The sequence below is a fragment of the Bacillus piscicola genome (assembly GCF_022458745.1).
Lineage (GTDB): Bacteria > Bacillota > Bacilli > Bacillales > Marinococcaceae > Alteribacillus_A > Alteribacillus_A piscicola.
Genome location: NZ_JAJJJF010000013.1, coordinates 19851 through 46214, shown reverse-complemented (window position 1 = coordinate 46214; position 26364 = coordinate 19851). Strand labels below are relative to the sequence as shown.

Annotated in this window: 33 protein-coding genes and 1 other annotated feature; all 33 genes read left to right on the top strand. The window is 44.9% G+C overall.

The window, feature by feature from the left end; all coding sequences use genetic code 11:
- The 33 genes from LOR49_RS15435 (at window position 1) to rplE (ending at window position 26360) form a co-directional block, all read left to right on the top strand.
- Window positions 1–423: a Mini-ribonuclease 3 gene (locus LOR49_RS15435; protein ID WP_240377845.1), complete on the top strand. Its 423-nt coding sequence runs from the start codon at window positions 1–3 to the stop codon at window positions 421–423.
- Complete coding sequence (gene rlmB / locus LOR49_RS15430) at window positions 416–1168, top strand: 23S rRNA (guanosine(2251)-2'-O)-methyltransferase RlmB (protein ID WP_240377844.1); 753 nt, start codon at window positions 416–418, stop codon at window positions 1166–1168. Before LOR49_RS15435 ends, rlmB begins: the two co-directional genes overlap by 8 nt.
- 1 nt (window position 1169) lies before the next feature.
- A complete protein-coding gene (locus LOR49_RS15425; protein ID WP_240377843.1) occupies window positions 1170–1682 on the top strand; it encodes an NYN domain-containing protein in 513 nt (170 codons plus the stop codon).
- Window positions 1683–1780: 98 nt separating this feature from the next.
- Window positions 1781–2431 carry an RNA polymerase sporulation sigma factor SigH gene (gene sigH / locus LOR49_RS15420; protein WP_240377842.1) on the top strand — a complete coding sequence of 217 codons (651 nt, stop codon included), beginning with the start codon at window positions 1781–1783 and terminating at the stop codon, window positions 2429–2431.
- 149 nt (window positions 2432–2580) lie between these two features.
- Window positions 2581–2730: a 50S ribosomal protein L33 gene (gene rpmG / locus LOR49_RS15415; RefSeq protein WP_240377841.1), complete on the top strand. Its 150-nt coding sequence runs from the start codon at window positions 2581–2583 to the stop codon at window positions 2728–2730.
- A 184-nt stretch (window positions 2731–2914) separates the two neighbouring features.
- Window positions 2915–3109, top strand: a complete 195-nt coding sequence (secE, locus tag LOR49_RS15410; protein ID WP_240377840.1) for a preprotein translocase subunit SecE — start codon at window positions 2915–2917, stop codon at window positions 3107–3109.
- A gap of 47 nt (window positions 3110–3156) precedes the next feature.
- The gene (gene nusG, locus LOR49_RS15405) at window positions 3157–3690 is read left to right on the top strand and encodes a transcription termination/antitermination protein NusG (RefSeq protein ID WP_240377839.1); all 534 of its coding nucleotides are present in this window, start codon (window positions 3157–3159) and stop codon (window positions 3688–3690) included.
- Window positions 3691–3955: 265 nt separating this feature from the next.
- Window positions 3956–4381, top strand: a complete 426-nt coding sequence (gene rplK / locus LOR49_RS15400) for a 50S ribosomal protein L11 (protein WP_240377838.1) — start codon at window positions 3956–3958, stop codon at window positions 4379–4381.
- Window positions 4382–4579: 198 nt separating this feature from the next.
- Window positions 4580–5278 carry a 50S ribosomal protein L1 gene (gene rplA / locus LOR49_RS15395; protein WP_240377837.1) on the top strand — a complete coding sequence of 233 codons (699 nt, stop codon included), beginning with the start codon at window positions 4580–4582 and terminating at the stop codon, window positions 5276–5278.
- Between the two features lie 57 nt (window positions 5279–5335).
- Window positions 5336–5492, top strand: a sequence feature (ribosomal protein L10 leader region).
- A gap of 49 nt (window positions 5493–5541) precedes the next feature.
- The gene (rplJ, locus tag LOR49_RS15390; RefSeq protein ID WP_240377836.1) at window positions 5542–6042 is read left to right on the top strand and encodes a 50S ribosomal protein L10; all 501 of its coding nucleotides are present in this window, start codon (window positions 5542–5544) and stop codon (window positions 6040–6042) included.
- Between the two features lie 71 nt (window positions 6043–6113).
- Entirely contained in the window at window positions 6114–6476 is a 363-nt protein-coding gene (gene rplL, locus LOR49_RS15385) for a 50S ribosomal protein L7/L12 (protein WP_240377835.1), read from the top strand.
- Window positions 6477–6546: 70 nt separating this feature from the next.
- Window positions 6547–7146, top strand: a complete 600-nt coding sequence (locus LOR49_RS15380; protein ID WP_240377834.1) for a class I SAM-dependent methyltransferase — start codon at window positions 6547–6549, stop codon at window positions 7144–7146.
- A gap of 498 nt (window positions 7147–7644) precedes the next feature.
- Complete coding sequence (rpoB, locus tag LOR49_RS15375) at window positions 7645–11181, top strand: DNA-directed RNA polymerase subunit beta (RefSeq protein WP_240377833.1); 3537 nt, start codon at window positions 7645–7647, stop codon at window positions 11179–11181.
- A 15-nt stretch (window positions 11182–11196) separates the two neighbouring features.
- Complete coding sequence (rpoC, locus tag LOR49_RS15370; RefSeq protein WP_240377832.1) at window positions 11197–14814, top strand: DNA-directed RNA polymerase subunit beta'; 3618 nt, start codon at window positions 11197–11199, stop codon at window positions 14812–14814.
- A gap of 76 nt (window positions 14815–14890) precedes the next feature.
- Complete coding sequence (locus LOR49_RS15365) at window positions 14891–15142, top strand: 50S ribosomal protein L7ae-like protein (RefSeq protein WP_240377831.1); 252 nt, start codon at window positions 14891–14893, stop codon at window positions 15140–15142.
- Between the two features lie 111 nt (window positions 15143–15253).
- Window positions 15254–15667: a 30S ribosomal protein S12 gene (rpsL, locus tag LOR49_RS15360; protein WP_240377830.1), complete on the top strand. Its 414-nt coding sequence runs from the start codon at window positions 15254–15256 to the stop codon at window positions 15665–15667.
- Between the two features lie 47 nt (window positions 15668–15714).
- On the top strand, window positions 15715–16185 hold the full coding sequence (gene rpsG, locus LOR49_RS15355; RefSeq protein ID WP_240377828.1) for a 30S ribosomal protein S7: 471 nt from the start codon (window positions 15715–15717) through the stop codon (window positions 16183–16185).
- Window positions 16186–16242: 57 nt separating this feature from the next.
- Complete coding sequence (gene fusA / locus LOR49_RS15350) at window positions 16243–18321, top strand: elongation factor G (protein WP_240377826.1); 2079 nt, start codon at window positions 16243–16245, stop codon at window positions 18319–18321.
- Window positions 18322–18441: 120 nt separating this feature from the next.
- Window positions 18442–19632 (top strand): elongation factor Tu, encoded by a 1191-nt coding sequence (gene tuf, locus LOR49_RS15345; RefSeq protein WP_240377824.1) that lies wholly within the window; start codon window positions 18442–18444, stop codon window positions 19630–19632.
- Between the two features lie 313 nt (window positions 19633–19945).
- Window positions 19946–20254, top strand: coding sequence for a 30S ribosomal protein S10 (gene rpsJ, locus LOR49_RS15340; protein ID WP_240377822.1), 309 nt, complete (start codon window positions 19946–19948; stop codon window positions 20252–20254).
- A 68-nt stretch (window positions 20255–20322) separates the two neighbouring features.
- Entirely contained in the window at window positions 20323–20958 is a 636-nt protein-coding gene (rplC, locus tag LOR49_RS15335; protein ID WP_240377820.1) for a 50S ribosomal protein L3, read from the top strand.
- 23 nt (window positions 20959–20981) lie between these two features.
- Window positions 20982–21605: a 50S ribosomal protein L4 gene (gene rplD, locus LOR49_RS15330; RefSeq protein ID WP_240377819.1), complete on the top strand. Its 624-nt coding sequence runs from the start codon at window positions 20982–20984 to the stop codon at window positions 21603–21605.
- The gene (gene rplW / locus LOR49_RS15325; protein ID WP_240377858.1) at window positions 21602–21892 is read left to right on the top strand and encodes a 50S ribosomal protein L23; all 291 of its coding nucleotides are present in this window, start codon (window positions 21602–21604) and stop codon (window positions 21890–21892) included. The genes rplD and rplW overlap by 4 nt, the downstream gene beginning before the upstream one ends.
- 26 nt (window positions 21893–21918) lie before the next feature.
- Window positions 21919–22755 (top strand): 50S ribosomal protein L2, encoded by an 837-nt coding sequence (rplB, locus tag LOR49_RS15320; protein ID WP_240377817.1) that lies wholly within the window; start codon window positions 21919–21921, stop codon window positions 22753–22755.
- 54 nt (window positions 22756–22809) lie between these two features.
- On the top strand, window positions 22810–23088 hold the full coding sequence (rpsS, locus tag LOR49_RS15315) for a 30S ribosomal protein S19 (protein ID WP_240377815.1): 279 nt from the start codon (window positions 22810–22812) through the stop codon (window positions 23086–23088).
- A gap of 20 nt (window positions 23089–23108) precedes the next feature.
- The gene (rplV, locus tag LOR49_RS15310) at window positions 23109–23450 is read left to right on the top strand and encodes a 50S ribosomal protein L22 (RefSeq protein ID WP_240377813.1); all 342 of its coding nucleotides are present in this window, start codon (window positions 23109–23111) and stop codon (window positions 23448–23450) included.
- 3 nt (window positions 23451–23453) lie between these two features.
- Entirely contained in the window at window positions 23454–24113 is a 660-nt protein-coding gene (gene rpsC, locus LOR49_RS15305) for a 30S ribosomal protein S3 (RefSeq protein WP_240377811.1), read from the top strand.
- Between the two features lie 2 nt (window positions 24114–24115).
- On the top strand, window positions 24116–24550 hold the full coding sequence (rplP, locus tag LOR49_RS15300; protein WP_240377809.1) for a 50S ribosomal protein L16: 435 nt from the start codon (window positions 24116–24118) through the stop codon (window positions 24548–24550).
- Window positions 24540–24743, top strand: coding sequence for a 50S ribosomal protein L29 (gene rpmC / locus LOR49_RS15295; protein WP_240377807.1), 204 nt, complete (start codon window positions 24540–24542; stop codon window positions 24741–24743). The genes rplP and rpmC overlap by 11 nt, the downstream gene beginning before the upstream one ends.
- Window positions 24744–24767: 24 nt before the next feature.
- Window positions 24768–25031, top strand: a complete 264-nt coding sequence (gene rpsQ, locus LOR49_RS15290; RefSeq protein WP_240377805.1) for a 30S ribosomal protein S17 — start codon at window positions 24768–24770, stop codon at window positions 25029–25031.
- Window positions 25032–25066: 35 nt separating this feature from the next.
- Window positions 25067–25435 (top strand): 50S ribosomal protein L14, encoded by a 369-nt coding sequence (gene rplN / locus LOR49_RS15285; protein WP_240377803.1) that lies wholly within the window; start codon window positions 25067–25069, stop codon window positions 25433–25435.
- Window positions 25436–25466: 31 nt separating this feature from the next.
- On the top strand, window positions 25467–25793 hold the full coding sequence (rplX, locus tag LOR49_RS15280; RefSeq protein WP_240377801.1) for a 50S ribosomal protein L24: 327 nt from the start codon (window positions 25467–25469) through the stop codon (window positions 25791–25793).
- Window positions 25794–25820: 27 nt separating this feature from the next.
- Window positions 25821–26360, top strand: a complete 540-nt coding sequence (rplE, locus tag LOR49_RS15275) for a 50S ribosomal protein L5 (protein ID WP_240377799.1) — start codon at window positions 25821–25823, stop codon at window positions 26358–26360.
- Window positions 26361–26364 lie beyond the last annotated feature (4 nt).

Genomic DNA, 26364 nt, shown 5'->3' with positions numbered 1-26364 from the left:
ATGAAAAAAAGACACGAGGGTAAAGTAGATATCAAACAACTGAATGCGCTTGCGCTTGCATATGTCGGTGATTCTATTTACGACCTGTATGTTCGCGAGCACCTGATTCTGTCTGGCAGGGTGCGCCCCCACCTGCTTCATCGTAGTTCTGTTTCGTTTGTCTCAGCGTTTGCGCAAGCCAAGGTCCTTTTTAAGCTTTTAGAGGAAAATATGCTTACAGAAGAAGAGCAGGCGGTGGCACGTCGCGGCCGTAATGCCAAGCCGGGAACGGTCCCGAAAAACACGGACTTAAATACGTACCGGCACAGTACGGCCTATGAGGCGTTGCTCGGATATTTGTATCTTTTGGGACGTACAGAACGTCTTGAGGAAGTGATCTCATTTGCGATAAATACGATTGAGAGGAGTGATAATAATGAATGAAGAATGGCTTATTGGAAAGAACCCTGTTCTAGAGGCTTTGCGGGCAGGTAGACCGATTAATAAAATTTGGGCAGCAGAGGGAGCATCCAAGGGACAGATAAACAAGGTATACCAACTAGCGAAAGAGCGAGGGATTACGGTACAGCATGTCCCTCGAAAAAAACTAGATGAGCTGACTTCTTCCTCTCACCATCAAGGCATAGCAGCTTCTGTCGCGGCTTACGAATACGCAGAAATGGAAGATTTGTTTCAGAAAGCAGCTGCACGTGAAGAAGACCCTTTCTTTTTGCTTTTAGATGAAATAGCGGACCCACATAACCTTGGCTCGATATTACGCACGGCAGATGCTGCAGGGGTGCACGGCGTGATTATTCCCAAACGAAGAGCTGTCGGCTTGACGCAAACGGTTGCCAAATCTTCAGCAGGCGCCATTGAGCATGTACCAGTTGTCCGCGTAACAAATATGGCAAGAACGATGGATGAATTAAAGAAGCGGGGACTGTGGCTCGCAGGTACAGATGCTGCCGGTGAAGAGGACATTTGGTCATGGGGAGCCGACATGCCTATTGGGGTCGTCATTGGCAATGAAGGTAAAGGGATGAGCCGCCTGGTAAAAGAAAAATGTGACCTTCTGTTGAGAATTCCCATGCAGGGTCATATCACCTCCTTAAATGCTTCGGTTGCAGCCAGTCTTCTCATGTACGAAGTGTACCGGAAGCGATTACCGTTAGGAAGTAGTGGATGAGATGAAAAATATACTGCTTGTTGACGGCTATAACATGATCGGTGACTGGCCGGAGCTTAAAAAATTGCGAGAGCACAACTTAGCAGAGGCTCGAGATTTCTTAATTGAAAGAATGGCTGAGTACCAAGCATATAAAGGCTGGGAAGTGAAAGTGGTTTTTGATGCACACATGGTTCCGGGGCTTGGCAAGAACTATAATAACCACCTTATTGACATCATTTATACTCGTGAGAATGAAACCGCTGATGAAAGGATCGAAAAACTGGTAGGTGAGTTAAAAAATATCGAAACGTGTATTTATGTTGCTACTTCGGATTATGCCGAACAGTCCGTTACATTTGGCAGTGGTGCTCTTCGTAAATCTGCACGGGAACTTCGAATCGAGATGAAAATTGTCGAAAAAAATATAGCAAAAGAAGTCATCGCACAAAATTCCCATGAAAAAGTGTCAAATTTTCCGCTTTCAGAGGAAATTGCTGAAATTTTTGACAAATGGCGTCGAGGGCACCGTTAAGCGGTTGACGCCCTTGCGAGGGGTGCTATATAATGTGTTTACCAACACATTACAACGTAACTTTGTTCGTACAATCAGTCTAGGGCGGAGGGATTGTATTGAGTCTGGACCTCAAAGAAAAAGGGCATCAGTACTTAGAGAAAACCGAAGATGAAATTCTCGTTGAAAAAGTTCGTTTAGGAGATACTATTTCGTTAGAACTGCTCATTAACAAATACAAAAACTTTGTCCGGGCAAAAGCGAAGTCATATTTTCTGATCGGTGGGGACCACGAAGACATTGTCCAAGAAGGAATGATAGGCCTTTATAAGGCAATTCGCGATTTTCGAGGAGACAAGCTGTCGTCTTTTAGAGCCTTTGCCGAGCTTTGTATCACAAGACAGATCATCACAGCAATCAAAACAGCGACCAGGCAGAAACACATGCCGCTTAACTCTTATGTTTCTTTGGACAAGCCGCTTTATGATGAAGAATCAGAAAGGACACTGCTTGACGTCCTGTGTGGTTCGCGAGTTACAGATCCGGAAGAATTATTCATTAATCAAGAACAGGTTGACGATATTGAATTAAAAATCAGAGAAGTGTTAAGTGATCTTGAGCAGAAAGTGCTGATGTTGTATTTGGACGGGAGGTCTTATCAAGAGATTTCGGGAGAGCTGAACCGTCATGTCAAGTCGATCGACAATGCGTTGCAGCGCGTAAAAAGGAAGCTTGAAAGACATATAGAAGTAAAAAGCATCGTTTCCTGAACATAAACAAAAAAGAGAAGGCATCCCGGCCATGAGAGGATGCCTTTTCCGATCTGCAGGTCTGTACATAGCGAGAATTGACACGGTTTTTTCGATGTGATAAGGTTATGAAGCATATGCGGCAAGGTTGCATAAACAGGAGGGAAGACATGCGAAGAAAAGTGATACTAGCATGTTCCGCTTGTATGTCAAGAAACTACACAACTGAAAAGAATACACATACTCTTACAGACCGCATTGAGATGAAGAAGTTTTGCAAACAGTGCAGCGCTCATACTCTTCATCGTGAGACCAAATAAAAGCGGTTCTTTTTTATTAGGATTTTTCCCCATACTGTGATGCTTTTTAGGTAAAGTACAGTATCTTCAACATAGCATGGGCTGACGAATGTAACATGACAAATTGTTCGATCGGTCACATAGATAGTCGTTTTCCCTTTGCTGCAAAAGGGTGAAGCGTGTGATTTGGGAGGTGGCTGTTGTTATGGCTAGCAGCACAAAAAATCCGGCTAGATTTCTCCGTGACGTAAGCAAAGAGATGAAGCGCGTCACATGGCCCAACCGTAAAGAACTTACCAAATATACAATAGTGGTAATTGTGACGATTATTTTTTTCGTCATCTTTTTTGGTCTAGTGGATCTTGGGTTGTCTGAACTCGTAAGAATATTCCTAGATTAAGAGAACGCTGAACAGGAGGAGGGAAGGACGTCACAGTCCGGACGATAATGGAAAAAAGCTGGTTTGTAGTTCACACGTATTCCGGCTACGAAAACAAAGTGAAGACGAACCTGGAGAAACGTGTGGAGTCTATGGAAATGACCGATAAGATCTTCCGCGTTCTTGTTCCCGTTGAAGAAGAAAATGAAGTGAAGAATGGGAAAACAAAAGCTGTGACACGGAAAGTGTTCCCAGGTTACGTCATTGTGGAAATGATTATGACCGACGACTCTTGGTATGTCGTCCGCAATACTCCGGGGGTCACTGGATTTGTAGGTTCAGCAGGCGCTGGATCAAAGCCGACTCCTTTACTTCCGGATGAAGTGGATAACATACTCCGGCAAATGGGTGAAGGCGAACCTAAGCCGCACGTTAATTTTGACTTGAAAGAATCGGTGAAAGTAAAAGAAGGTCCATTTACAGACTTCACCGGTACGATAGAAGATATTAACGCGGAGAAGCAAAAAGTAAAAGTCCATGTAAATATGTTTGGCCGCGAAACGCCAGTCGAACTTGAATTTGATCAAGTAGAGAAACTTTAATTACTATTTCATTCATGGTCATAGCGATTGGAATTCGGGTACAGAGGTGCAAAAAGAGAGTGATACTGCACGAGTAGCCATGGCGAGGAATAATGGACGCACACTAGATGAAAACAAGGCTTGCAGAACATGTCTCAAAATGTTAAGATCTTAATGTTTGGTACTTATAAAACATAGAAGGAGTCTCCTTTTGAGGTTCGACTCCTTTTCGAGTGGGAGGACTATCGTCCGAAGAACCACATCACGGACTAAGGAGGTGTGTCGCGTGGCTAAAAAAGTCGATAAAATCGTAAAGCTTCAAATCCCTGCTGGTAAAGCGAATCCAGCACCGCCGGTTGGTCCAGCCCTTGGACAAGCAGGTGTTAACATCATGGGATTCTGTAAAGAATTTAATGCTCGTACATCCGATCAAGCAGGAACTATTATTCCTGTAGAGATTACAGTATACGAAGACCGTTCCTTTGACTTTGTTACCAAAACTCCGCCTGCTGCTGTTCTGCTGAAACAAGCAGCTGGAATTGACAGTGGTTCAGGAGAACCAAATCGTAATAAAGTCGCAACGGTGAAACGAGATAAAGTACGTGAAATCGCGGAAACAAAAATGCCGGATCTTAATGCGGCTGATGTGGAAGCTGCGATGCGTATGGTAGAAGGTACTGCACGAAGCATGGGTATTACTGTAGAAGACTAATAAATGAAACGATATACGGGTTGTTTTATTTTTAGACGAAATGGGCAGTGACGGTTGAAACCTCATTGCCTATTAAGCAGTATATGAATAGCTTTGCCTGAGGTTGCGACTTCCGCTCCGCCCTGTCGGAGAATATATTCGCAACCTTTAATAGTGGGAGGTCTAACCGCTAAAACCACAACCGAGGAGGAAAAGAAATTGGCTAAAAGAGGTAAGAAGTACCAAGATGCTGTGAAGCTTATCGATCACGAGCAGCAATATAGTGCCGAGGAAGCGATCGAGCTTGTTAAAAAGACGTCTGTAGCAAAGTTTGATGAGACAGTGGAAACGGCTGTCCGTCTCGGAGTTGATCCTCGTAAAAACGACCAGCAGATTCGCGGGGCTGTTGTACTTCCACACGGAACAGGTAAGACACAGCGCGTGCTCGTTTTTGCGAAAGGTGACAAGGCTAAAGAAGCTGAAGCAGCAGGTGCAGACTATGTCGGAGAGGAAGATCTTGTCGGGAAAATCCAGCAAGGATGGTTCGACTTTGATGTTGTTGTTGCCACTCCGGACATGATGGCGCAGGTTGGTAAGCTGGGTAAGACGCTCGGACCAAAAGGTTTGATGCCGAACCCTAAAACAGGTACAGTAACGATGGATGTAACGAAAGCAATTGAAGAAATCAAAGCTGGTAAAGTAGAATATCGTGTCGATAAAGCAGGTAATATCCATGCTCCGATCGGTAAAGTATCCTTCGATACAGCTAAACTAGTAGAGAACTTCAATACAATCATCGACACATTGATGAAAGCAAAGCCAGCGGCAGCGAAAGGAACTTACATGAAGAATGTAGCAGTTTCCTCGACAATGGGCCCTGGGGTAAAAGTAAGTACGTCCACACTTAATCTTAAATAAATAGATTGACGAAAGCAGTAGAAACCGCTATACTAAATGGCGGCAAGATACACGCTTTTACAATTAAATGATTTACCGCAGACAGCAGGTGCGTTTACGCTTAATTTCCTGCCGAGGTAGTTTTCGGAAATCCCTGGTCTTTAGAATCCGGGAGTAATCCTTGACGAGAACAAAACCTTCGTGTCTGTGGATGCGAAGGTTTTTTTAGCAGATGAGAAAACCGTCTGTTTGCGGCAGAGAAAATGAGTGCAGGAGGTGTAATAATGAGCAAAGTAATTGAACAAAAAGAGCAAGTAGTACAAGAAATAACGGACAAGTTACAAAACAGCGTCTCCACGGTAGTTGTCGATTATCGCGGGTTGAATGTGGCCGAAGCGACCGAATTGCGCAAACAGTTGCGTGAAGCTGGTGTTGATTTTAAAGTATACAAAAACACGATGGTCCGCCGCGCCACTGAAAAAACAAACTTGACGGAACTCGACGAATTTCTTGTTGGGCCTACGGCGGTCGCGACGAGTACAGAAGATGTGGTAGCACCGGCAAAGGTTTTGGATGGTTTTGCGAAGAAGCATGAAGCGCTGCAAATCAAAACGGGAGTTATTGAAGGGCGTGTTGCTTCTCTTGAAGAAATTAAAGAGCTGGCTACTTTGCCTTCCTACGATGGTATGGTTTCCATGCTTCTCAGTGTTCTTCAAGCACCTATCCGCAACTTTGCACTCGCTTCTAAAGCGGTTGCTGACAAAAAGGAAGAAGAAGGCGCATAAACCGACCTTCCTGTGTTGGGTAGTCCAGGTACGATAAAAAAAGAAGGTATTTATATTAAGGAGGATGAACAATGAGTAACGAACAAATCATTGATGCAATTAAAGAAATGTCCGTTCTTGAGTTGAACGATCTAGTAAAAGCAATTGAAGAGGAATTTGGTGTAACGGCAGCAGCTCCAGTAGCTGTAGGCGGCGGCGCACCAGCTGAAGAAGCTGAGGAAAAGACTGATTTTGACGTAGTATTGACAGAAGCAGGCGGTTCTAAGATTAACGTTATTAAAGTGGTTCGCGAAATCACTGGCCTCGGCTTGAAAGAAGCAAAAGCACTTGTAGACGGCGCTCCTGAAACGATTAAAGAAGGCGCATCGAAAGAAGACGCAGAAGAAATCAAAGGCAAGCTTGAAGAAGCTGGCGCTAAAGTAGAACTTAAGTAATTGAAAAGGAAGAGCTTTCTCTTATGGGGGAAGCTCTTTTTATGACATAGAAAGGGTGTGGAAAGAGAGTATGGGTAGTCATTATTTCGATCAGCACCCGGAAATAGACAGCCATGAAAGAATAGTCCAAAGTAAGCTGCGCGGCAATATGCTAAGCTTCACTACGGACCATGGTGTTTTTTCAAAAAATGAAGTAGATTTCGGGACTCGTCTCCTCGTTAATACATTCGAGTGGCCAGAGGAAAGCGGTAGCATTTTGGATATGGGTTGCGGGTACGGACCAATTGGGATAACGCTTGCAAAAGAAACGGAGCGAATGGTATGGCTTGCGGACGTTAATCAGCGGGCATTAGCTTTGGCTCAGAAAAACGCAGATTTTCATAGAACGAAAAATGTAACGGTGACAGAAAGTAGTCTTTTTGCGGCTATATCGAAACAAGATTTTGCTGCTGTGCTGACCAACCCGCCCATACGTGCCGGCAAAAGTGTGGTTCATCGTTTGTTTGAAGAGGTGTATGATCACTTGAAGCAAGGCGGTGAACTGTGGGTTGTCATTCAGAAAAAACAAGGAGCACCCTCGGCACTAGCTAAGTTGGAATTATTGTTTCAGGAAGTAAGTACAGTTGCTAGAGAGAAAGGTTACTATATTTTTCGGGCGAAAAAAGTTTGACCCTATTATTCATTTGTGTTATAGTCTAATACTGCATATATGTATCCATTTAAAGCTGTCTAGTTGTACGGCTCTTCGTGATGGCTGTACAGTTATTTAGGTATAAAATGTTGGACGCGAGGGAATAATAATACAATCAGATTTAAAGATGGAAAATAGTGGTTCTTTTTTAAGAGGCCATTTTTTTCTTTGCACGGAAATGCATTTCTATAAAGCAAGCACTTCCCTATTATGCTAAGGCAGTTTCCGTTATACTTGTCCCCTGTGGTGCAAGGTTTTTTAGCAACGGAAGTTGACTAATAAAGTTTAGAGCTTCTTATTATCTATGGGGCATTGTCTAGCTCCATGTTAAGCGGCTCAGGTTGTTTTTCTTTACACGTAGAGGAGAGTAACCTGTTGTCAATAGTGCTTGCGCTTTACTTATTTGGCAGCCGCCTTATGTGTATTGCCTGTTAGAAGACAGGCGGGACATTATACGATTTTGAAAGGGTGACTCAGTTGACAGGTCAACTTATTCAGTTTGGACGCCACCGCCAAAGAAGAAGTTACGCGAGAATCAATGAAGTATTAGAGCTTCCTAACTTAATCGAGATTCAGACAGCATCATATCAGTGGTTTCTTGATGAGGGTATTCGTGAAATGTTCCGCGACATTTCTCCTATTGAAGATTTTACGGGTAATTTGGTTTTAGAGTTTATTGATTACAGCCTTGGTGAACCAAAGTATTCCATTGACGAATCCAAGGAACGGGACGTAACATATTCGGCCCCGTTACGAGTAAAAGTCCGTCTCATGAACAAAGAAACAGGTGAAGTGAAGGAGCAGGAAGTGTTCATGGGGGATTTCCCGCTTATGACCGATACAGGCACCTTTATTATAAATGGTGCGGAGCGGGTTATTGTATCCCAGCTCGTTCGATCACCGAGTGTCTATTACAATGAAAAGATGGACAAGAACGGGAAAAAAGGCTATACCGCTACGGTGATCCCGAACCGAGGAGCATGGCTTGAGTTAGAAACGGATGCGAAAGACATTGTTTACGTACGTATTGACCGTACTAGAAAAATCCCTATTACAGTTCTTTTGCGTGCACTTGGATTCGGGTCTGATCAAGAAATCATTGACTTACTTGGAGATGATGAATACTTACGTAATACGTTAGAAAAAGACAACACAGATGGTTCGGAAAAAGCTCTCATTGAAATTTATGAGCGGTTGCGCCCTGGTGAACCTCCAACTGTTGATAGTGCAAAAAACCTTTTGTTTACTAGGTTTTTTGATCCAAAGCGCTATGATTTTGCGAATGTCGGCCGTTATAAAGTAAACAAAAAGCTTCATATTAAGAACCGCCTTCTAAACCAGCGTTTAGCCGAGACGCTCGCAGATCCAGAGACAGGGGAGATTTTGGCTGAGGAGGGTGCTATTTTAGACCGGAGAACTCTTGACCGCTTAATTCCCTATCTCGAAGAAAACGTCGGATTCAAAAGATATACGGTTGCAGGCGGAGTGGTAGAAGACACTGTACTTAATGTTCAATCCATTAAGATTTATCCGCCTAACGAACAGGAAGACGCCACTCCTATTCACGTGATCAGTAACGGAGTTGTGGACCGTGAAGTGAAAAACATTACGCCTGAAGATATTATTGCCTCAATTAATTACTTTTTTAACTTGTTGCATGGGGTTGGCCTAACAGATGACATCGACCACCTCGGGAATCGGCGCCTTCGTTCCGTAGGAGAGTTGCTGCAGAACCAATTCCGTATCGGCTTGTCCCGTATGGAGAGAGTAGTGCGGGAGCGTATGTCCATTCAAGACCCCAGCGCTATTACTCCTCAGGCCCTGATCAATATTCGCCCAGTTATTGCCTCTATTAAAGAGTTCTTCGGCAGCTCGCAGCTGTCCCAGTTTATGGACCAGACTAATCCGCTTGCGGAACTGACTCATAAACGCCGTCTCTCTGCACTTGGGCCCGGCGGACTTACGAGAGAACGTGCCGGCTTCGAAGTACGGGACGTCCATTACTCGCACTACGGTAGAATGTGTCCGATTGAAACGCCGGAGGGGCCTAACATCGGCTTAATTAACTCTTTGTCAACGTATGCTCGTGTTAACCGTTTTGGTTTTATAGAGACAGCCTACCGCCGTGTAGATCATGAGCGGGGTATAGTGACGACAGAGTGCGATTACCTTACTGCTGACGAAGAGGACAATTACGTGGTAGCACAGGCGAACGCCAAGCTCGATGAAAATGGTGCTTTTGTGGATGATAATATCATTGCTCGTTTCCGCGGGGAGAACACCATCGTACCTAAGGAAAAAATTGACTATATGGACGTATCCCCTAAACAGGTTGTCTCAGCGGCTACCGCTTGTGTGCCTTTCTTGGAAAACGATGACTCCAACCGGGCATTAATGGGTGCGAACATGCAACGTCAGGCTGTTCCTTTGCTTGAGCCGGAAGCTCCTCTTGTCGGAACTGGCATGGAGTATGTGTCAGCCCGTGACTCCGGGGCTGCTATAGTCGCAAGAACGGCTGGGATTGTCGAACGGGTGACAGCCCGCGAAGTCTGGGTACGCCGTATTGAGAAGGTAGACGGACAAGAAGTAGAAACAGACGTAGATAAGTATAAGCTTTCTAAATTTGTGCGTTCGAATCAAGGAACCAGCTACAATCAGCGGCCGATCGTTAGTGAAGGAGACCGAGTTGAAAAAGGTGAAGTGCTCGGGGATGGCCCGTCAATGGATAAAGGTGAGATGGCACTCGGACGTAATGTCTTGGTCGGCTTTATGACATGGGATGGTTACAATTATGAGGATGCTATCATTTTAAGTGAACGGTTAGTGAAGGATGATGTCTACACATCTGTTCATATTGAAGAGTATGAATCGGAAGCACGCGACACGAAATTAGGACCGGAAGAAATAACACGCGATATCCCGAATGTCAGTGAGGAAGCTTTGAAAGACTTGGATGACCGTGGCATTATCCGCGTCGGTGCTGAAGTAAACGACGGTGACATCCTTGTCGGAAAAGTGACACCGAAGGGGATGACAGAGTTGACGGCGGAAGAACGTCTTCTCCACGCTATATTTGGTGAAAAAGCGCGTGAAGTGCGTGATACGTCTCTCCGAGTGCCGCACGGAGCAGATGGCATTGTTTTGGATGTGAAAATCTTTAATCGGGAAGATGGCGATGAACTTCCACCAGGTGTCAATCAGCTTGTCCGTGTCTATCTGGTCCAGAAAAGGAAAATTCACGAGGGAGACAAAATGGCTGGTCGTCACGGGAACAAAGGTGTTATTTCCCGGATCCTTCCGGAAGAAGATATGCCTTACTTACCAGACGGCACACCAATTGATATTATGTTAAACCCGCTTGGCGTTCCTTCGCGGATGAATATCGGACAGGTGCTTGAATTGCATTTAGGTATGGCGGCTCGCTCCCTAAACCTCCACATGGCTACTCCTGTTTTTGACGGAGCTAATGAAGAAGACGTCTGGAGTACACTGGAGGAAGCCGGCATGGCAAGAGACGGTAAAACAATCCTTTATGACGGTCGTACGGGTGAACCTTTTGACAGTCGTGTATCAGTAGGCGTTATGTATATGATCAAGCTTGCGCATATGGTTGATGACAAGCTGCATGCGCGCTCAACCGGTCCATACTCGCTCGTTACCCAGCAGCCTCTTGGTGGTAAAGCACAATTTGGCGGTCAGCGTTTTGGTGAGATGGAAGTTTGGGCACTTGAAGCTTACGGTGCAGCGTACACCTTGCAGGAAATACTCACCGTTAAATCAGATGATGTTGTCGGCCGCGTGAAAACGTATGAAGCGATTGTCAAAGGCGAGAATGTACCAGAGCCAGGTGTACCTGAATCTTTCAAAGTCTTGATTAAAGAACTTCAGAGCCTGGGCATGGATGTGAAGATGCTTTCTAGCACGGAAGAAGAAATAGAGATGAAAGAGCTGGATGACGAAGACGAACAATCTGGGAGTAAGTTGAATCTTAAAATGGAGTCCAGTGAAGTTTAGAGGGAGGTTGACCCTTTGATTGACGTAAATAATTTTGAATACATGAAGATCGGTCTCGCATCGCCGGATAAAATAAGATCCTGGTCGCGTGGTGAAGTGAAGAAGCCGGAAACGATTAACTACCGCACATTAAAACCGGAAAAAGATGGACTTTTTTGCGAAAGAATCTTTGGACCTACTAAAGATTGGGAATGTCATTGCGGGAAATATAAAAGAGTCCGCTATAAAGGTGTAGTATGCGATCGATGCGGAGTAGAGGTCACAAGGGCAAAAGTTAGGCGTGAACGGATGGGGCATATCGAGCTGGCTGCCCCGGTCTCACACATTTGGTATTTTAAAGGGATTCCAAGCCGGATGGGGCTTGTCCTTGATATGTCCCCTCGTTCACTTGAAGAGGTTATCTATTTTGCTTCTTACGTTGTCACGGATCCCGGTGAAACGCCGCTTGACTACAAGCAGCTGCTCTCAGAAAAAGAGTATCGTGCCTATTATGATAAATACGGCCGCGGCTTTACGGCACAAATGGGTGCAGAGGCAATTCGTAAGCTGCTCCAAGATATTTCTCTTGAAAAAGAGGCGAAAATGTTAAAAGAGGAGCTGGAAACTGCCCAAGGTCAACGAAGAACACGTGCTATTAAACGGTTGGAGGTTGTCGAGTCTTTCCGTCATTCCGGCAACCATCCTTCTTGGATGATTCTAGATGTGCTTCCTATCATCCCTCCTGAGCTACGTCCTATGGTTCAGCTGGACGGGGGAAGGTTTGCCACTTCTGACCTTAACGATTTGTATCGTCGTGTGATCAATCGAAACAATCGCTTAAAACGTCTATTGGACCTTGGCGCACCAAGTATTATCGTTCAAAATGAAAAACGGATGTTGCAGGAGGCTGTCGATGCGCTAATCGATAATGGGCGCCGTGGCCGTCCCGTTACAGGTCCGGGTAATAGACCGCTTAAATCTCTTTCTCATATGCTCAAAGGGAAACAAGGCCGTTTCCGTCAAAATCTACTGGGGAAGCGGGTTGACTATTCCGGTCGTTCTGTTATTGTTGTCGGTCCTTCGCTGAAAATGTATCAGTGTGGCTTGCCAAAAGAAATGGCACTTGAGCTCTTTAAGCCATTCGTTATGAAGGAGCTTGTTAGCAGAGGGCTTGCTCATAACATTAAAAGTGCGAAAAGAAAAGTTGAACGCGTGCATCCTGAAGTGTGGGACGTACTGGAAGAGGTAATTAAAGAGCACCCTGTCTTATTAAACCGGGCGCCGACGCTTCATAGACTTGGCATTCAAGCATTTGAGCCGATCTTAGTGGAAGGCCGTGCTATTAAGTTGCATCCACTCGTTTGTACAGCTTACAATGCTGACTTTGACGGTGATCAAATGGCGGTACACGTACCGCTGTCCGCAGAAGCACAGGCGGAAGCGCGTATTTTGATGCTGGCTGCCCAAAATATCTTGAATCCAAAAGACGGAAAGCCTGTCGTCACACCTTCTCAAGATATGGTACTTGGCAACTATTACCTAACATTAGAAAGAGCCGGTGCAGTGGGTGAAGGTTCAGTTTTTAAAGATACGGATGAAGCACTGACGGCATACCAAAATGGTTATGTCCACTTGCATACGAGAATTGCACTTCCTGTTTCTTCGCTTGATAAGACGAACTTTACAGGAGAGCAGAATCAAAAATTGCTCATTACAACAGTCGGGAAACTGATATTTAATGAAATACTTCCCGAGTCGTTCCCTTACATTAATGAGCCTACCGCTGTGAATCTGGAGAGGGCTCTTCCTGACAAGTTTATGGTGTCGACGACTGTAGACATTAAAGAGGAAATTGCAAAACGTGACCCTGTGCTGCCGTTTAAGAAAGGATTCTTGGGCGACATTATTGCAGAGGTGTTCAAGGACTTTCAAATTATCGAAACATCTAAAATGCTGGATCGCATGAAAGACTTAGGGTTTTACTATTCTACAAAAGCGGGCATTACAGTAGGTATCTCAGACATCGTCGTCCTCAAGGACAAACAAGATATACTAGATGAAGCGGAAGAAAAAGTATCAAAAGTTATGAAACAATTCCGCCGCGGTTTGATTACGGAGGAAGAACGTTACAGCAAGGTTATCTCCATTTGGAGTGAGGCGAAGGACACGATACAAGAGAAACTTATGGGAACGCTTGAAAAAACGAACCCTATCTTTATGATGAGTGATTCAGGAGCGCGTGGTAACGCCTCGAACTTTACGCAGCTTGCGGGAATGCGCGGACTGATGGCGAATCCGTCCGGCCGGATTATCGAGTTGCCGATTAAGTCTAGTTTCCGGGAAGGACTGACGGTACTCGAGTACTTTATTTCCACGCACGGTGCTCGTAAAGGGCTTGCTGACACTGCGCTTAAGACAGCTGACTCTGGTTATTTAACCCGCCGTTTAGTGGACGTGGCGCAAGATGTCATTGTACGTGAAGATGACTGTAATACAGATCAGGGTCTGGAGGTTTATGCGCTTCGGGAAGGAAACGAACTTATTGAAAACCTTCAAGATCGTCTCACTGGACGCGTGGTCTTTAAAACAGTCCGCCATCCAGAAACGAATGAAGTGCTTGCGAAAAAAGGCGAGCTAATCCATGCCGATAAAGCTAAAATGATTGAGGAATCGGGAGTAGAAAAAGTAACGATCCGTTCTGTCTTCACGTGTGATACCCGCCACGGGGTATGTAAAAAATGTTATGGCCGTAACCTTGCAACCGGTTCAGACGTGGAAGTCGGAGAAGCGGTTGGTATTATCGCTGCACAGTCGATCGGGGAGCCAGGCACACAGCTCACGATGCGTACGTTCCATACAGGCGGTGTAGCTGGAGATGATATCACGCAAGGTCTTCCGCGTATTCAAGAACTGTTTGAGGCTCGTAACCCTAAAGGTCAGGCTGTTATTTCTGAATTGGCCGGGGAAGTCACTGATGTGAAGGAACTGCAAGACAAAAAAGAAATAACCGTACAGGGCAAGCTGGAAGCGAAAACATACACGACGCCGTACGGTGCGCGCATGAAAGTATCAGTTGGAGATAATGTGAACGCGGGTGCCCCGCTTACCGAGGGTTCAATCGATCCTAAGGAACTTCTGAAAGTTACTGGGCTTCAGACTGTTCAGGAATACTTGCTAAAAGAGGTCCAAAAGGTTTATAGTATGCAAGGGGTTGAGATTGGCGATAAGCACGTCGAAGTAATGGTTCGCCAAATGCTTCGCAAAATCCGTGTAGTTGATTCCGGCGATACAGAAGTTCTGCCGGGAAGTTTGGTAGAAGTCCACAACTTTGATAAGGCAAACGAGGGAGTACTTCAGAATAAAGGCAAGCCTGCTGTTGGACACCCGGTTATTCTTGGGATTACAAAAGCATCGCTCGAGACAGATTCATTCCTCTCAGCTGCTTCTTTCCAAGAAACAACGCGTGTTTTGACTGATGCAGCAATTAAAGGGAAGCGTGATGAACTGCTCGGTTTGAAGGAAAATGTCATTATCGGTAAATTAGTCCCGGCTGGAACAGGAATGCAGCGATACCGCACACTAGAGTCCCAAAAGTTTACAGAGGACTCTGCTGAGGAATCAAACCTGGAAGAGAAAATCATTCAGCAGGATTAAATAGTATTGACATCTTTCTAACACGGTGATATGATTTTTAGGTGCGCCTAACACCCTGTGCTTTGGAGGATATAGAATGTCTTATGAAAAAGTATCACAGGCGGCTGAGGTTCTAATAGGGACGAAGCAAACGTTAAAAGCTTTGGAATCGAACTCTGTCGATGCAATTATCGTTGCTGATGATGCTGATAGTAAAGTAGTTGAGAAAGTTCTTATCGTAGCTGAAGCAAAAGGGGTATTGATTCACAAAGTAGATTCCATGAAAAAGCTTGGTAAAGCTTGTGGAATCGATGTTGGAGCAGCTGCGGTTGCATTAAAAAAGCGATGATGTTTTTGCTGGCAGGGAGGTCTTCCTGTCGGCAAAAACTTTACTTTTGCTTCGCGATGAACCACCTGGAACGGTGGTCTTGAAAAAACGCATAAGAAAGGAGGAAACAGGATGCCTACTATTAACCAATTAGTACGTAAAGGACGGAAGGATAAAGTCAAAGGTTCTGACTCTCCTGCATTGAACAGGGGATACAACAGTTATAGAAAAATCCCAACTGATCAGAACTCTCCGCAGAAGCGTGGCGTTTGTACGCGTGTCGGTACCATGACACCGAAGAAGCCAAACTCTGCCCTTCGTAAATATGCACGTGTTCGTTTGACGAACCAAATTGAAGTGACAGCATACATTCCGGGTATCGGCCACAATCTTCAAGAACACAGCGTAGTGCTTATTCGGGGAGGACGTGTAAAAGACCTTCCGGGTGTACGTTACCACATTGTGCGCGGTGCTCTTGACACTGCTGGTGTGCAAGATCGGAAAACAAGCCGTTCCAAATATGGCACGAAGCGTGCTAAAAAATAAAAACACAACGTTGAATTGTTATCAATTTTTTGAAAGGAGGGTGACACATGCCCCGTAAAGGACCTGTACCACGCAGGGATGTTTTGCCTGATCCACTTTACCATTCAAAGCTGGTTACTCGTTTGATTAACCGTATTATGCAAAATGGGAAAAAGGGGAAAGCGCAGAACATCCTGTATAAAGCATTTGAACTTATTCGTGAACGCTCAGGCGAAGAGCCAATGGATGTTTTTGATCAAGCAATGAAAAACATTATGCCAGTACTTGAGGTTAAAGCACGCCGTGTTGGTGGTGCTAACTATCAGGTGCCGATCGAAGTGAAGCCGGACCGCCGAACTACTTTAGCCTTGCGTTGGCTGGTAAGCTATGCACGTCTTCGCGGAGAAAAGACAATGGAAGAACGTCTTGCTAATGAGATCCTTGACGCAGCGAACAACACTGGATCCGCTGTGAAGAAACGTGAGGACACACACCGCATGGCGGAAGCTAACAAAGCGTTTGCACATTACCGCTGGTAAGACAGCTGATGTTTATACATTCCAACTCTTAGTATGAAAGAAAGGAGAAAAAAGTACATGACACGAGAATTCTCCTTAGAAAAGACTCGTAATATCGGTATCATGGCTCACATTGATGCTGGTAAAACTACTACTACGGAGCGTATTCTGTATTACACTGGCCGTATCCACAAAATTGGCGAGACTCACGAAGGGGCTTCGCAAATGGACTGGATGGCACAAGAACAGGAACGCGGCATTACGATTACATCAGCTGCCACAACAGCTCGATGGAAAGACCATCGGATTAACATTATTGACACGCCTGGACACGTCGACTTCACTGTGGAGGTAGAGCGTTCTTTACGTGTCCTCGATGGTGCGGTAACAGTCCTTGATGCCCAATCCGGGGTAGAGCCGCAGACAGAAACAGTTTGGCGTCAAGCGACGACTTATCATGTTCCGAGAATTGTCTTTATTAATAAGATGGATAAAATTGGAGCAGACTTTCTATATGCTTGTGGAACACTCAAAGAGCGTCTCGGTGCAAATGCGCAGCCAATACAGTTGCCAATCGGTGCAGAAGACCACTTTGAAGGGATTATTGATTTAGTGAAGATGGAAGCCTATTACTATCTCGACGATCTCGGTACCCGTACGGAAGCACGGGAGATTCCAGAAGAGTATAAAGCTCAAGCTGAAGAATATCATGATAAGTTGGTTGAAGCTGTCGCTGAGTTTGATGAGGACCTGATGATGAAGTATCTGGAAGGCGAAGAAATCAGTGTAGAAGAACTGAAAGCTGCTATCCGTAAAGGTACTTTGAGCGTTGATTTCTATCCTGTCTTATGTGGATCAGCCTTTAAAAATAAAGGGGTTCAAGTGATGATCGATGCAGTGCTTGATTATCTGCCTTCACCACTTGACGTTCCTCCGATCAAAGGTACACTTCCAGACAGTGATGAGGAAGTAGAAAGAAAAGCGGACGACAACGGACCGTTTGCAGCACTTGCATTTAAAGTGGCGACAGATCCGTACGTCGGTAAGCTGACATTCTTCCGCGTTTATTCCGGGAAATTGGATTCCGGATCTTATGTTCGCAACTCCACGAAGGAAAAACGCGAGCGTGTTGGCCGGATTCTACAGATGCACGCCAACTCACGTGAAGAAATTTCTACTGTTTATTCCGGTGATATCGCAGCTGGTGTCGGCTTAAAAGACACTGGTACGGGTGACACACTCTGTGACGATAAAAACCGAGTGATTCTTGAATCTATGGAGTTCCCTGATCCAGTAATTTCTCTATCTGTTGAACCGAAGTCAAAGGCAGATCAAGATAAAATGGGTATTGCTCTCGGCAAGCTTGCCGAAGAAGATCCTACTTTCCAAACGGAAACAGATACGGAGACCGGACAGACGATTATTAAAGGAATGGGTGAACTTCACCTTGACATTATCGTCGACCGTTTAAAACGGGAATTTAAAGTAGAAGCTACTGTAGGGGCACCGCAAGTTTCCTATCGTGAAACAATTCGTAAGGCAGCAAATTGTGAGGGTAAATTCGTGCGCCAGTCCGGTGGCCGTGGTCAATACGGACACGTATGGATTGAGTTCTCTCCAAATGATGAAGGTGCGGGCTTCGAATTTGAAAATAAGATTGTCGGCGGGGTAGTTCCGCGTGAATATATCCCTTCTGTTCAACAAGGTGTCGCGGAAGCGCTGCAGAATGGTCTGCTAGCGGGGTACCCGTTGATTGATGTGAAGGCTAAGCTTTTCGATGGTTCTTACCATGATGTTGACTCAAATGAAATGGCATTTAAAGTTGCTGCATCTATGGCCCTTAGAAAAGCGAAAGACCTTTGTAATCCTGTCCTGCTCGAGCCGGTAATGAAGGTAGAAGTCGTCGTGCCAGAGGAATACATGGGTGACGTCATGGGTGACATTACATCACGCCGCGGACGTGTAGAAGGCATGGAAGCCCGTGCAAATACACAAGCGATCAAAGCTTTTGTTCCACTGGCGGAAATGTTTGGTTACGCAACAAACCTTCGCTCCAACACACAAGGACGAGGAAACTATACCATGTTTTTCGATCATTACGAAGAAGTGCCAAAGAGCGTTTCTGAGGAAATCATTAAGAAAAACAGCGGTGAATAATTTCGCTGAAAAGATTGTCTGACATTTTGTTTTATTGTAAGCTAAGAAAGGTGACCCTTGTATATGGTGAACCTTTCCGGCTTTTAAATCATTTACCTGTATTAAGGGAGGAATTTAACAATGGCTAAAGAAAAGTTCGATCGTTCCAAAACACATGCCAACATTGGTACTATTGGCCACGTTGACCATGGTAAAACTACGTTGACTGCTGCTATCACCACAGTTCTTCATAAAAAATATGGTTCAGGTGAAGCGAGAGCTTACGACACAATCGACGGTGCTCCGGAAGAGCGTGAGCGTGGAATCACTATCTCTACCTCTCACGTTGAGTATGAAACAGACAACCGTCACTATGCTCACGTAGACTGCCCGGGACACGCAGACTATGTTAAGAACATGATCACAGGTGCTGCTCAGATGGATGGTGCTATTCTTGTTGTATCTGCTGCTGACGGCCCAATGCCACAGACTCGTGAACATATCCTGCTTTCACGTCAAGTTGGTGTACCTTCCATCGTTGTTTTCTTAAACAAAGTGGATATGGTAGACGACGAAGAACTCTTAGAACTCGTTGAAATGGAAGTGCGCGACCTGCTTTCTGAATACGACTTCCCTGGCGACGACATTCCTGTCATTGCTGGTTCTGCCTTGAAAGCGTTGGAAGGCGACGAAGCGTACGAGCAAAAAATCATTGAGTTGATGGAAGCAGTTGATGAATACATCCCAACACCGGAGCGTGACAAAGATAAGCCTTTCATGATGCCAGTTGAGGACGTATTCTCCATTACTGGACGCGGTACAGTTGCGACTGGACGTGTTGAGCGTGGCGTACTTAACGTCGGTGATGAAATTGAAATCATTGGTATCGATGAAGATGCTAAGAAAACAACTGTTACAGGGGTAGAAATGTTCCGTAAGCTTCTTGACTACGCAGAAGCTGGGGATAACATTGGTGCGCTTCTCCGCGGTGTTGACCGTGAAGACATTAAGCGTGGTCAGGTTCTTGCTAAGCCGGGATCTATTACTCCACACACTAATTTTAAGGCTGAGGTTTACGTTCTTTCTAAAGAAGAAGGTGGACGTCATACTCCTTTCTTCTCTAACTATCGTCCTCAGTTCTACTTCCGTACAACTGATGTTACTGGGGTTATTCAACTTCCAGAAGGAGTAGAAATGGTAATGCCTGGAGATAACGTAGAAATGACGGTAGAACTCATTTCTCCAATTGCAATCGAAGACGGAACTAAGTTCTCTATTCGTGAAGGCGGCCGTACAGTTGGCGCCGGCGTTGTATCAACGATCGAAAAGTAATAAAAGAAATAACCCCGTCAAACTGACGGGGTTTCTTCTTTTTGGGTTCTCGTTCTAGAAATGAAACGAATTAAGGAGAATCAACACCCTCTCTTTAATTTTTTTAAAAGATTCCTTGCATTTAAGGTGTTGAATCCTTATAATAGTAAAGGTGTGATCACGACCCACCATTGAAGTATCATTCGTTGGTGGGGGATGATGGCAGCGATGATGTGGAAGGTTGCCGATACGCCAGGCCCCTTTGCCATGGATGACGGTCGGGAAATTTTCACGGAGCATGTCTGTAAAATCGGACGAAAAAGGAGGGCTTCATATGGCAAAAGAAAAGATTCGCATTCGTTTAAAGGCGTATGACCACCGGGTTCTTGATCAATCTGCGGAAAAGATTGTAGGGACTGCAAAACGTTCAGGTGCTAACGTTTCAGGACCGATCCCGCTACCAACAGAAAAGTCTGTTTACACGGTGCTGCGTGCGACGCATAAGTATAAAGATTCTCGCGAGCAGTTTGAAATGCGTACACATAAACGTTTGATTGATATTCTCAGCCCTACGCCGCAAACGGTAGACGCGCTTATGCGTTTAGATCTGCCATCTGGTGTAGATATTGAAATTAAGCTGTAAAGAAAACAATGTTAAAATATCGTCTGCAAAATATAAAATAACTATACATTAATCAGGAGGTGTGACGAATGACCAAAGGAATCTTGGGTAAAAAGGTAGGCATGACCCAGCTATTTAATGAGAATGGAGAACTTCTACCGGTTACCGTCATTGAAGCGGAACCTAACGTAGTGCTTCAAACTAAAAATGTAGACTCTGACGGGTATGACGCCATTCAGATCGGCTTTCTTGATAAAAAAGAATCCCGTGCTACTAAACCAGAAAAAGGGCATGCTTCTAAAGCTAACACTGCTCCCAAGCGCTACGCATGTGAAATCCGTGATGTAGAAACCGGAGAGTATGAAGTTGGTCAGGAAGTCAAAGTTGATACGTTTGCTGCTGGAGATGTGGTGGACATTACCGGAACATCTAAGGGGAAAGGTTTTCAAGGCTCAATAAAGCGCCACAATCAGTCACGTGGACCAATGACGCACGGTTCCCGCTACCATCGCGGACCTGGTGCAATGGGACCTGTTGATCCAAGTCACGTTTTTAAAGGGAAGAAGCTTCCTGGACGAATGGGCGGTAAAACAGTCACAGTCCAAAATATTGAGATTGTAAAAGTAGACGCTGATCGGAATTTGATCATCGTTAAAGGGAATGTTCCTGGTCCGAATAAAAGTATACTTTCGATTCAGAGTGCTGTTAAAACAGCAACGAAGTAAGCTAAGAGAAAGGAGGCTCCAATATGCCTAAGATTGAGTTATTGAACCAGACCGGAACGAAGGTAGGCGACATCGATTTAGAAGATGCTATCTTCGGCATTGAACCAAATGAACACGTGTTGCACAGTGCGGTTGTGATGCAGCAAGCGTCACTACGACAAGGGACGCATCAAGTGAAGAACCGTTCGGCAAGAAGCGGCGGTGGACGTAAACCATGGCGCCAAAAAGGAACAGGGCGGGCACGCCAAGGGTCTATTCGTTCTCCACAATGGGTAGGAGGCGGAATTGTCTTTGGTCCAACTCCTCGTCAGTACGGCTACAAAATGCCGAAAAAAGTACGGCGTCTCGCTATCAAATCCGCCTATTCTTTGAAAGTGAAAGAAGAGAGCGTTATTGCGTTAGATCAATTACAGCTTGACAAGCCGAAAACAAAGGAAATGACTGCAATTCTCACTAGTCTTTCTGCTGAAAACACTGTTTTGATTGTTACTGCAGACTACAATGAGGAAGTAGCATTATCTGCTCGTAATATTCCTGGAGTAACCTATACTACTGCTGACAATACGACAGTATTGGATATCATCAAGCATGATAAGCTTGTCATCACTAAAGAGGCAGTGGAGAAGGTAGAGGAGGTGCTCGCATAATGACTGCACGTGATGTAATTAAGCGCCCCGTAATCACTGAACGTTCCGCTGATCTAATGGATATTAAGAAATACACTTTTGAAGTGGACGTTAAGGCAAATAAAACACAAATAAAACAAGCTATCGAAGAAATTTTTGAAGTAAAGGTAGCAAAGATCAATACGCTTAATCAAAAAGGAAAGTTTCGTCGTTTCGGTCGTTACCACGGATACAAGCCTAACCGCAAGAAGGCTGTTGTTACGCTGACTGAAGACAGTAAAGAATTCGATTTCTTTGAAGGCGTATAAACAAAGAGTGAAGGAGGGAAAGATTGATGTCTATTAAGAAGCATAAACCGACATCGAATGGCCGCCGCCATATGTCAAGTGTTAATTTTGAAGAAATTACAACGGACCAGCCTGAAAAGTCATTATTGCGACCTCTTAACAAACGTTCAGGACGTAATAATCAGGGCAGAATTACCGTTCGTCATCAAGGCGGAGGCCACAAACGGCAATATCGTGTAATAGATTTCAAGCGAGATAAAGATAACGTGCCGGGTAAAGTAGCTACCATTGAGTATGATCCGAACCGTTCCGCAAACATTGCGCTCATTCATTATACGGATGGGGAGAAACGTTATATTCTTGCTACAAAAGGAATGAAGGTAGGACAGACGGTCGTTTCCGGTCCGGACGCAGATATTAAGCCAGGAAACGCACTGCCGCTGACTAACATTCCGGTTGGTACAATTATTCACAACGTAGAGTTGAAACCAGGACGCGGAGCTCAATTGGTACGTTCAGCTGGAGCCGAAGCACAAGTGCTTGGTAAAGAGGGCAAATACGTATTAGTCCGTCTCCGTTCAGGGGAAACTCGTTTAATTCTGGCGACATGTCGTGCTACTGTAGGGCAGGTCGGAAACGTTGAACATGAACTGATTAACGTTGGTAAAGCAGGACGTTCTCGCTGGCTTGGTAAGCGCCCTGTCGTCCGTGGTTCTGCCATGAACCCGAGCGATCACCCACACGGGGGCGGGGAAGGACGTGCTCCTATCGGACGCGTTTCACCAGTATCTCCTTGGGGTATGCCTACTATCGGTTACAAAACTCGTAAGAAAAATAAAGATACTGACAAGTACATTGTCCGTCGTCGTCGTCGTAAGAAGTAAAAGTTCACATGTCGGTTCGGATGAGCCGCATGGCATTTGAAAGGAGGTTTTCTAATGGGCCGCAGTTTGAAAAAAGGACCTTTTGCGGATGATCACTTGATGAAGAAAGTAGAAAACTTAAATGAGAACAACGATAAAAAAGTAATCAAAACATGGTCACGCCGTTCGACAATTTTTCCTGACTTTGTAGGACACACTATCGCTGTCTATGATGGTAGAAAACATGTACCAGTATACGTTTCTGAGGATATGGTAGGGCATAAGCTTGGTGAATTTGCGCCTACTAGATCTTTTAGAGGCCATAAAAGTGACGATAAGAAAACGAAACGCTAAACAGAGGGGAGGTTCTCTACATGCAAGCTAAAGCAGTAGCTAAACAAATTCGTATTGCCCCTCGCAAAGCACGGTTAGTCATTGACCTCGTTCGGGGCAAAGACATCGGAGAAGCTATCGCCATTTTGAAAAACACACCAAAGGCAGCTTCACCGATTATTGAGAAAGTCATTCATTCTGCCGTCGCAAATGCGGAGCACAACTATGAAATGGAAGCACAAAACCTTTTTATCAGTGAAGCATTCGTTGATGAAGGCATTACGCTAAAACGTTTCCGTCCGCGTGCAATGGGTCGTGCAACACGTATTAATAAAAGAACAAGCCACATCACAGTAGTGGTATCAGAAAAAAAGGAGGGATAATGCGTGGGTCAAAAAGTTAATCCATTAGGACTTAGAATAGGTGTGATTCGTGACTGGGATTCCAAGTGGTATGCTGAAAAGGACTATGCAGATTTGCTTCACGAAGATGTGAAAATCCGTGAATACATTGAAAATAGACTTAAAGATGCCTCTGTTTCCAGAATCGAAATTGAACGAGCAGCAAAACGCGTGAACATTACCATCCATACGGCGAAGCCAGGAATGGTTATTGGAAAAGGCGGTTCGGAAGTAGAAGCACTGCGAAAAGCATTGAATGGTCTAACTGGCAAGAGAGTACACATCAACATTTCTGAAGTAAAGCAAGCTGATCTTGATGCGCGTCTAGTTGCAGAAAATATTGCGCGCCAACTCGAAAACCGGGTTTCTTTTCGTCGTGCAATGAAGCAATCTATTCAGCGTACAATGCGCTCTGGTGCAAAAGGAATTAGAACGGAAGTGTCCGGACGTCTTGGTGGTGCGGATATTGCTCGCAGTGAAGGTTACAACGAAGGTACTGTTCCACTTCATACCTTGCGTGCCGACATTGATTACGGCACAGCAGAAGCTGACACAACGTACGGAAAATTAGGTGTGAAAGTTTGGGTGTATCGTGGAGAAGTCCTTCCTGTGAAAGGATCGAATAACGAGGAAGGAGGAAAGTAATTATGTTGATGCCAAAACGTGTTAAGTATCGCCGTGAACATCGCGGTAGAATGACAGGCCGTGCAAAAGGCGGTACAGAAGTTTCATTTGGTGAGTACGGACTACAGGCTCTTGAACCATCTTGGATTACGAACCGGCAAATTGAAGCCGCTCGTATTGCGATGACTCGTTATATGAAACGTGGCGGTAAAGTATGGATTAAAATCTTTCCAAATAAACCATATACAGCAAAACCTCTGGAAGTTCGTATGGGTTCCGGTAAAGGTGCGCCTGAAGGCTGGGTAGCTGTAGTGAAGCCTGGGAAAATCTTGTTTGAAGTAGCAGGTGTTTCCGAAGAGGTAGCTCGGGAAGCACTTAGACTTGCGTCTCACAAGCTTCCTATCAAGACGAAGTTTGTAAAACGTGAAGAAGTGGGTGGTGAGGCAAATGAAAGCTAATGAATTCAGAAACTTGACCACAGCAGAAGTGGAAGAACAAGCAAAAACGCTTAAAGAAGAGCTCTTTAACTTGCGCTTTCAACTGGCAACTGGTCAACTAGAAAACCCTGCCCGCATTCGCAACGTCCGTAAGGATATTGCCCGTGCCAAAACCGTTCTCAGAGAACGCGAACTAGGCATTAATAAAGCATAAAAATGGGAGGAGGTTTAATAAACCATGGCTGAACGTAACCAGCGCAAAGTTTACAATGGCCGTGTCGTATCCGATAAGATGGATAAAACGATCACTGTTGTTGTTGAAACGTATAAAAAAGACACTCTTTACGGAAAACGCGTCAAATATTCCAAGAAATTTAAAGCACATGACGAAGAAAATAAAGCAAAAAAAGGCGATATCGTAAAAATTATGGAAACTCGCCCGCTTTCAAAAGATAAACGATTCCGCCTCGTAGAAATCATTGAAGAAGCGGTAATCATCTAATTATCTTTTTCTGAGGAAGGGAGGTCGCAATCACTATGATCCAACAAGAAAGCCGGCTGAAGGTCGCAGATAACTCCGGTGCCCGTGAAGTACAATGCATCAAAGTTCTCGGTGGCTCAGGCAAAAAGTCTGCAAATATCGGCGATACAATCGTCTGTTCTGTGAAAGAGGCAACACCAGGTGGCGTTGTTAAGAAGGGTGAGGTTGTCAGAGCCGTTATCGTTCGTTCTAAAAGTGGCTCCCGTCGCCCGGACGGTTCCTACATCCGTTTTGACGAGAATGCTGCTGTTATTATTCGAGACGATAAAAGCCCACGAGGCACTCGTATTTTCGGACCAGTAGCGAGAGAGCTGCGTGAAGGCCAATACATGAAAATCGTTTCGCTTGCTCCAGAAGTGCTTTAATAACAAAACGGTAATGTAAGGAGGTGCCATTATGTCTCAACCTAAACTTCATGTAAAGACGGGCGATAAAGTAAAGGTTATTACCGGAAAAGATAAAGGGAAAGAAGGCGTTATTTTGCGAGCCTATCCTAGCCAGCAACGTGTGTTGGTGGAAGGTGTAAATATCGTGAAGAAACATGCCAAACCTTCTCAAGAAAATCCACAAGGCGGTATTCTTAATATCGAGGCTCCGGTTCACGTTTCTAACGTTATGCCTCTTGATCCGAAGAGCGGCGAGCCTACTCGTGTAGGTTTTAAAGTAGAAAACGGGAAAAAAGTTCGTATCGCTAAAAAGTCTGGCGAACCCCTTGATAAATAAGGCATATGAGGAAAGGAGGCAAACAGAATGAACGCATTGAAAGAGAAATATAAAAGCGACATTGTTCCTCATCTACACAGCAAATTTGGATACTCCTCAGTGATGGGGGTACCTAAGCTTGAAAAAGTAGTGATCAATATGGGCGTGGGCGATGCCGTTCAGAACCCGAAAGCCCTGGACAAAGCAGTAGAAGAATTGGCTGCAATAAGCGGACAGAAGCCGCTTATCACAAAAGCGAAGAAATCGATTGCCGGCTTTAAACTTAGAGAAGGTATGCCGATCGGAGCGAAAGTAACCCTCCGTGGAGAGCGCATGTACGATTTTCTGGAAAAATTAATTCACGTCTCTCTTCCGCGTGTCCGTGACTTTCGCGGAGTATCGAACAAAGCTTTCGACGGCCGGGGAAATTATACACTGGGTGTAAAAGAACAATTGATTTTTCCGGAAATCGATTATGACAAAGTTGATAAAGTACGCGGCATGGATATTGTTATTGTGACTACAGCAGATAATGACGAAGAAGCCCGTGAAATGCTTGCTCAAATGGGAATGCCGTTTCAAAAATAAATCA